This is a genomic window from Candidatus Propionivibrio aalborgensis (genome assembly GCF_900089945.1).
GTDB classification, from domain to species: Bacteria; Pseudomonadota; Gammaproteobacteria; order Burkholderiales; family Rhodocyclaceae; genus Propionivibrio; species Propionivibrio aalborgensis.
In genome coordinates this window covers 1-7,685 of sequence record NZ_FLQY01000242.1, presented here as the reverse complement: position 1 = coordinate 7,685, position 7,685 = coordinate 1, and the positions used below count along the sequence as shown (strand labels likewise).

6 protein-coding genes and 1 pseudogene are annotated in these 7,685 nt (G+C 55.2%); all 7 read right to left on the bottom strand.

Annotated features, from left to right (window positions below):
• Positions 1-357 (bottom strand): annotated as a pseudogene (locus PROAA_RS11780) (TIGR03013 family XrtA/PEP-CTERM system glycosyltransferase); the annotation flags it as partial.
• A 375-nt stretch (positions 358-732) separates the two neighbouring features.
• On the bottom strand, positions 733-2,169 hold the full coding sequence (locus PROAA_RS11775) for a sigma-54 interaction domain-containing protein (protein WP_186411527.1): 1,437 nt from the start codon (positions 2,167-2,169) through the stop codon (positions 733-735).
• Positions 2,170-2,515: 346 nt separating this feature from the next.
• Positions 2,516-4,099, bottom strand: coding sequence for a citramalate synthase (gene cimA / locus PROAA_RS11770; RefSeq protein ID WP_186411526.1), 1,584 nt, complete (start codon positions 4,097-4,099; stop codon positions 2,516-2,518).
• Positions 4,100-4,285: 186 nt separating this feature from the next.
• Entirely contained in the window at positions 4,286-5,245 is a 960-nt protein-coding gene (rpoS, locus tag PROAA_RS11765) for an RNA polymerase sigma factor RpoS (protein WP_186411525.1), read from the bottom strand.
• A gap of 2 nt (positions 5,246-5,247) precedes the next feature.
• Complete coding sequence (locus tag PROAA_RS11760; RefSeq protein ID WP_186411524.1) at positions 5,248-6,174, bottom strand: peptidoglycan DD-metalloendopeptidase family protein; 927 nt, start codon at positions 6,172-6,174, stop codon at positions 5,248-5,250.
• Positions 6,171-6,800, bottom strand: a complete 630-nt coding sequence (locus tag PROAA_RS11755; RefSeq protein ID WP_186411528.1) for a protein-L-isoaspartate(D-aspartate) O-methyltransferase — start codon at positions 6,798-6,800, stop codon at positions 6,171-6,173. The genes PROAA_RS11760 and PROAA_RS11755 overlap by 4 nt, the downstream gene beginning before the upstream one ends.
• Before the next feature lie 23 nt (positions 6,801-6,823).
• Positions 6,824-7,567 (bottom strand): 5'/3'-nucleotidase SurE, encoded by a 744-nt coding sequence (gene surE, locus PROAA_RS11750; RefSeq protein WP_186411523.1) that lies wholly within the window; start codon positions 7,565-7,567, stop codon positions 6,824-6,826.
• Positions 7,568-7,685: the final 118 nt, after the last annotated feature.

Sequence of the window (7,685 nt, the reverse complement as noted above, 5' to 3'; positions counted from 1 at the left end):
GAACAAGGCAGCCAAACCCGAGACAAGCAGGAGTTCGTGATCAGCATCGGCGATCGAAAGCAAGGCGAACACACCGTAGGCAAGAGGGACTGATAGATAGAGAGAGAGAACCGCGCGAGCGCGTGTCTGCATTATGGTTCGTCCGTGCGAGCGCTGATATAGCCCAAGCGAGGCATTGAATACAATCATCGCCAATGCAAAGACGACAGCGTAAATGATGACGCTTTCAATACTCTCCTGGCCTCTGTGTCCAACCAAAACCACCGCCAGCAAAACGCAGGTAACAGGAAAAATGAAGTCGATCAGAATCCGCAAGACTGTCTTCAAATGTAGCCAATGACTGAATACCTTAATCACGATTTGCTCCTAGTCTGATACATCCAAACAATTCTTCTGTCATCGAGATTCCAAACGGATACGCCGTACCTAAAGTGACGCCTGTTTCGAATCTCTTGCGAACCAGATTAACAGCACGCTGTTTTATCAACCGTGACAAAATGCACAAGAAGAATATATCCCTGTAGATTCGTTAGACCAAACCGCCAGCCAACACTGCTGGAAGGCCCAACGAAGGCTATGCCATTGCAAGGAATGGGCCACGCGTCGCAATTCCATGAAATACCGGCAATCGCGGGCTCGAACGGGCAAGAACCGAAAGACCGAGTGTTCGCTGCGGCGTACAGTCTGTACGGCCATGCGAACACCTTGCGATGGACTGCACTAGCCTTTGCCTCAGCCAAGACCGAGCAAAGCTATCTTTTCGTAGAGCGAGGTGCGCGAGATGCCAAGTTCCACCGCAGCGCGCGCTTTGTTGCCGGCGCAGGCCGCCAAGCAGTTGCGGATGGCGGCTTTTTCCGCTTCCGCGATAGCTTCGGCGAGCGACTGGCCAACGGACTCGGCTGCTGGTTCAGAAGCCTGGGCCGGCAGCATAGCCGCATCTATCTCGGCGAGGGTAAGGGTGTCACCATCACTCATCATGAGACTTCGTTCGAGCACATTCTGCAACTCGCGGATGTTGCCCGGCCAGTTGTGCCGGTGTAGCCGCTGGAGTGCCTCCGGGGAGATTTCGCGTAGGGGCAGCCCCAGCTTTTGGCATAGCGCTTCAATCATGTGCTCGCACAGCAACGGGAGGTCGGACAGCCGCTCTCGCAGTGGGGGCATCGGCAAGGTCACAACGTTCAATCGGTAGTAGAGATCGGCACGGAAGCGCCCCGCGCTAACCTCTGCCTGCAGATCGCGGCTGGTGGCAGCAACGATGCGTACATCGACCGGTACCAGCCGATTGGAACCGAGCGCCTCGAACTCCCCCTCCTGAAGCACCCGCAATAACTTGGCTTGCAGAGCGACGGACATGTCGCCAATTTCATCGAGAAAAAGCGTCCCGCCATCAGCGAGCTTGAATTTACCGTCACGACCCTTGCGGTCCGCACCGGTATATGCACCAGGGGTGACTCCGAAGAATTCCGATTCGAGTAGCGTCTCCGGAATTGCCGCAATGTTCACGGCAACAAACGCTTTGTCCGCCCGCAGACTGGCATTGTGAATGGCCTGTGCCAGAAGCTCTTTGCCCGTACCCGTTTCTCCTTGAATTAGTACCGGCGCCTTTGTGCGCGCCGCGCGCCGCGCCTGCTGCTTGAGTGCAACACATACGTCCGACGCGGCGATAATGCTGGACAGTGTATGTTTGGCGCGCCGAGCTTCGGCAAGGCAACGCTGGGCGTCGGCATAATCCACTCTGAGGCGATTGAAGCGAGAAACCAGCGGCGCCAGCCCCATTGTATTGTCAAGCAGCATAAGGCCAATGCCACCGATTACAGCGCCCGATTTGTCGCGCAGCGGCAGACGCATGACGACGAAAGACTCTTCGCCGAAGTCCATGATGTCTAGCATGATCGGTCGCCCCGTTTCGACCACTTCTCGCATCAAGCTATTGGGCACGATGCTCTCCACCGGTTGTCCAATTGCCAAGGCCGGATCGGCTAGGCCGAGACGCTTGGGATAGCGGTCGTTCATCCAGACGACGCGAGCCTGCCTGTCGACGATAATCGCACCGTCGCAAATATCAGCGAGATGGCCGAGCAGCGACTCGGTCGCGACCTTGACCAGATGTTCGCCTTCGCTGGCAATCAGCGGTTTGACACAAGTGATTCCTGGTGAATCCGATGGCATGGTGCAAAGCTTCCTTTCATTCAGTTGAATGTCAAGTGGAGTCGCCCACCTCTGACCTGTCTACACGACGCCGGGAAAACGGTGCTAGTACCTCAACCCATGGGTCTGCGTGCATGCCGAGAGGCGTATCCACGCGCCGAGTTCGCGAAGCGAACCGCAGTCATAACCGTAACTATGGCGAGGATAAGGATCAAAGATAGCGAAATCTATGGATTGGGATACCGGGACAGACCAAGCCAGCAGGAATTTCACGAGCCAGGCTCACGGGCCCGACATTTGCGGCTTTCGTTCGAACTGGAACCTCGGTCGATTTACCACACAAACAAAAAGTACGTTGTCACTTTTTTTACATAGAACACTTGGCTTCTTCCAGTATCAGCAACTTGTACTCGATTGAGTCAACAAGAGCTATCCAGCTGGCTTCGATGATATCAGTGGAAACGCCCACTGTCGTCCACACTGCATCGCCGTCTGTCGATTGCAGCAATACACGTACCTTGGCGGCTGTCGCATCCCGGCCGTTGATGACACGCACCTTGTAGTCGGTAAGGTGAACGTTCGAAAGCTCGGGAAAAAACTTGTCCAGAGCCTTGCGTAAGGCGCAGTCAAGTGCATGGACCGGGCCGTCGCCTTCTGCTGCGGTTATTTCATCAGTACCATCCACTCTCACCTTTATGATGGCTGAAGAACCGTATTCGCCATTCGTCGGTTGCTCGCCAATGATCTTGAAATGCTCAAGCTCAAAGAACGGGCGATACTTTCCGAGTTGTTTGCGTATGACAAGTTCGAACGTGCTTTCGGCGCCCTCAAACTGATAGCCCTCATGCTCCAACTCCTTCAGACGCTTGATGATGCTGTCGGTCACCGCATCGTCCTTGGTAATGCTCGCATCCACCTCCCATATCTTTTCAAGAATCATCCGTCGCCCGGAGACTTCGCTCATCAGGAAGCGACGCTGACCTCCGACCAGATCCGGGTTGATGTGCTCGAAGGAATGGGACGCCTTGTTCACACCGTCGATATGCATTCCACCCTTGTGCGCGAAGGCACAGTTGCCTACATAGGGGTCGCGCTCGTTCAGAGCAAGGTTCGAGATGGCTGCAATGTGACGCGCCACGCGGGTAATGTTCCTGTATTGGTTGTCCGGAAGACACTCAAAATCGCGCTTCACTCCGAGGTTGGCAATTATGGTAGACAGATTGGCATTTCCGCAACGCTCGCCAAAACCGATATACGTACCTTGAACATGCCGAGCACCGTTCTCGACTGCAGTCACGCTATTGGCCACAGCCATGCCGCAGTCATTGTGCGCGTGAATGCCGATAGGCACTTCGAACAGAGCACTCATCGCCGTCACGACTTGCGCCACTTCTGACGGAAAAGTTCCACCGTTGGTGTCACAAAGAACTAGTGCGTCGGCGCCACCCTCGGCGGCGGCCTGTAGCGACTTGACGGCGTATTCCGGATTGTTCTTGTAGCCATCAAAGAAATGCTCCGCGTCGAATATAACCTCTTTGCCTCGAGCTTTTAAGAAGGCTACCGTATCGCTGATCATCTTCAGGTTTTCCTGCAGCGTCGTGTGAATGATGTCAGTCACATGAAAATCCCAGCTCTTGCCGAATATGACGACAACTGGTGTCTCGGCAAGCAGTAGGGACTGAACGTTGTCGTCATTCTCCGCCGTGTTGTTATGACGGCGAGTGCTGCCAAATGCAGCGAGCTTGGCGTGTTTCAAGGTGATGTTCTTTGCACGGGAAAAGAACTCGAGATCCTTCGGATTTGATCCGGGGTTTCCGGCCTCGACGTAGTCCACGCCGTGATCATCCAGAAGCTCCAGTATCTTCAGTTTATCTTCTACCGAAAACGAGATCCCCTCGGCCTGAGCCCCGTCCCGCAGTGATGAATCCAGTATTGCTACCTTAGTGCCCATATCAAACATCCTTAATCGATCAATGTAGTCAGATCTAACCCTGAACCTCGGTTGGCCCCGAGAACATGGAAAATACTGCGGAACGAGGATTCATCCTCAAGTTCATGAAGATTCTACTTTGTGTTCGAGGTATACCAGCCGCGCTTCAGGACAAATCGCCCAACCTTCGATGAAACCTTCTCTGCATCAAAGCAGGTTTTCCCGCGTCATCCCTCCGCGCTTTATGACGCGACGAAGCTGATCAAGCGCTTCGATCTGGATTTGTCGTACGCGCTCGCGAGTCAGGTTGAGATCCGCGGCAACCTCCTCAAGTGTACTGATTTCTCCACCCCCCAAGCCGTAGCGACGCTCAAGAACCCGACGCTGCTTTTCGGGCAAATGTTCGACCCACTCACGCACAAGATTGCTCACTTCGCTGGACTGAAGCGTACTTTCCGGGCTGAGCACATTGTCATCAGAAATAGCATCGGCGACCGTATGGTTGGGATCAATCTCCAATGGTGCGTCAAGCGACGAAATATGCTCATTGAGTGAAAGCGCCCTGCGCACCTCTTCAATCGGCCGGTCAATCAGGTGGGCAACCTGTTCCAGGTGAATCTCCCTTCCGTTCGCCAATTCCAGGTGCCGGAGAGCTCGCAGAACAAGATTGATCTCCTTGACCACATGCACCGGGAGACGAATGGTACGTGACTGGTTCATGATCGCTCGCTCGATACTCTGACGAATCCACCAGGTGGCATATGTCGAGAAACGGAACCCACGCCACGGGTCAAATTTCTCAATAGCATGAATGAGGCCAAGATTTCCTTCTTCGATCAAGTCAAGCAAAGGAATTCCACGATTGAGGTAGTGCTTAGCGATATTCACAACGAGCCGCAAGTTATGCTCGATCATCTTTTGCCTTGCAACAAACTCTCCACCATGCGCGCGACACGCCCAGTCAAATTCTTCTTCTGGCGTAAACAATGGCCTGGCACCGATTTCGTTGAGGTAATGCTGGGTAACGTCATTGAGCAATTCGACTTCCGGCGTCGCAGTATTTGCCTCGTCTTCGGATTCAGCCAGAAATCCTTCCTCCGCCGGAGCTCTCTCCTGCGGTATCTCGTCCTCGGCGAAGCCGGAATCGGAGTCAGGCTTGCCCGGCATGATTATCGCTGCGGAAGGAACTTGAGGGGATCAAGCGGCTTGCCCTTGCTCCGAATCTCAAAGTGCAATTTGACCTGATCTGCATCGGTATTACCCATCTCGGCGATCTTCTGACCCTTGACAACCAGCTGACCCTCTTTGACCAACAAGGTACGGTTATGGCCATAGACCGACACGTAGGTCTTGTTGTGCTTGACGATCACCAGCCTGCCGTAGCCGCGCAGGAAGTTGGCGATGATAACTTTTCCATCACCTGCTGCAAGCACCGGATCGCCGGCCTTGCCTGCGATATCTATCCCCTTGTTGCTGCCCTCGCTGAATGTGCCGATTATCTTGCCAGTAGCCGGCCAGGCCCATGCAATTTCATCACCGCTCAATGCAGTTGCGGCGGGCGGGGGTTCCGGTTTCGCTTCAGGATTGGCCGCAGCAGCGGACGCCGACTCGGTAGCCTTTGGCTGGTTCTGATTTTGCGCCAGAGCCAGAGCCTGATCCGAGTAGGTCTCCTTCCCAGCCTTTGGCTCACGTTTCAAGGTCTCGGTGTTGGTGCCCACCGGCTGCGTCCCGACGCCTTGTTCGCTCCCGAACGGCCTTGAATCAACTACATCGGTCGTGATCGGCACGGCCGATGCCACCGTAGATGTTGCTATCGGCGGTTTCACCTTGAGTATCATTCCAGGCTTTATGCTGTTCGGGGTGACGATGCCGTTCATCGCAATCAGTTCATGAGGATCCATTCCATGTTCGCGAGCGATGCTGTAGAGGGTATCGCCATGCTTGACGGCATAACTATCCTTGTCAGTAGCGGACGACAGTTGACCGCCGCGCTCGAATACTGGTGCGGGAGACCGGCTTGCACATCCGGCCAGAGCGAGCAGAATAGCAAGGAAAATAGCTCTGCCCGGCTTCTCGAAAGCGCGCATATTCTTCATTCAAGTCCTGAGAGAAGTGGAACGAAACGAACACCATCCAGACGGGTTTCGACAAAGCCCTCGGCACGATGTTCAACCAGAAGAAGGTACTGCTCCCCCTTCCCCACCGGTAACAGCATTCTGCCACCAAGTGCGAGTTGCTGCAAAAGCGCCGGCGGAACGGACGAGGCCGCAGCGGCAACAATGATGGTATCAAAGGGCGCCGCTTCGGGAAGACCCAACTGCCCATCAGCATATTTCAGACGAACCCGGAACTGCTGGATTGCGCGCAAGTTGAGCTTGGCTTTGGCCAGCAACGGCTCTATCCGTTCGACCGCATAGATTTCCTTTGTCAGCTGCGCCAGGACAGCAGCCTGATAGCCGCACCCCGCACCAATCTCAAGCGTCTTACCCAATTCACGCCCTTCAAGCAGCACCTCGATCATTCTCGCCACGATGAAGGGCTGCGAGATCGTTTGCGAAAAGCCGAGTGGCAAGGCCGTATCCTCGTAGGCGCGCGAAGCAAGCGCCTCTTCGATGAACACATGACGCGGCACGGCGGCGAGGGCGGCCAATACCCGCTCGTTACGAATTCCCTTCTCACGCAGGCGCTCAATCATGCGCGAGCGTGTGCGCTGCGAGGTCATGCCACTGCCGGAAAGCACTTGACTCACTGTGCCAGCCAACTGCGAATCAGGGGAAGCTGCGCGTTGTGCGTCAGATCGATCTGCAATGGCGTAATCGAGACCTGATTGTTGGCCACCGCAAAAAAATCAGTGCCTTCGCCGGCATCCTGAGCTTCGCCGGCAGCGCCCACCCAATAGACCGTCTCGTTGCGCGGCGTCACGGTGCGCACGACCGCTTCCGCTTTGTGACGCTTGCCCAGCCGCGTCACGACCTTGCCACGCAATTTCTCGTAAGGCACATCCGGCACATTGACATTGAGCAGCAAGGGGTCGAGCGTTTTCTGGAGCAAGATCAACTGCACAAGATCCAGCGCAACGCGCGCTGCCGTATCGTAGTGCTCTCCGGGTTTGCCGCACAATGAAATCGCCAACGATGGAACACCTAACAAAAAGCCCTCGGTAGCGGCCGCGACCGTACCCGAATAGATCGTGTCATCGCCCATGTTGGCGCCGTCGTTGATGCCCGAAACAACGATGTCCGGCAGTACGTCAAGCATGCCGGTCACGGCCAGATGCACACAATCGGTGGGCGTTCCGTTCACATGATAGAAACCGTTGGCCGAGCGTTTGAGGGAAAGCGGACGATCGAGCGTCAGGGAATTGCTGGCGCCGCTGCGGTCGCGTTCAGGTGCCACGACGGTAATGTCCGCCACCGTCGACAGCGCTCGCGCCAGACATTCAATCCCAGGCGAAAAGTAACCGTCATCGTTGCTGAGCAAAATTCGCATATCAAAACCATAAGAGCGGAACAAGAGTCACAAAAAAGCCGGCGATTAGCCGGCTTCTGGAAAATGCTCGGAACGTTTGAGCTGTCTGACGACCCTTTGCGTTTGCCACCTGAAACCA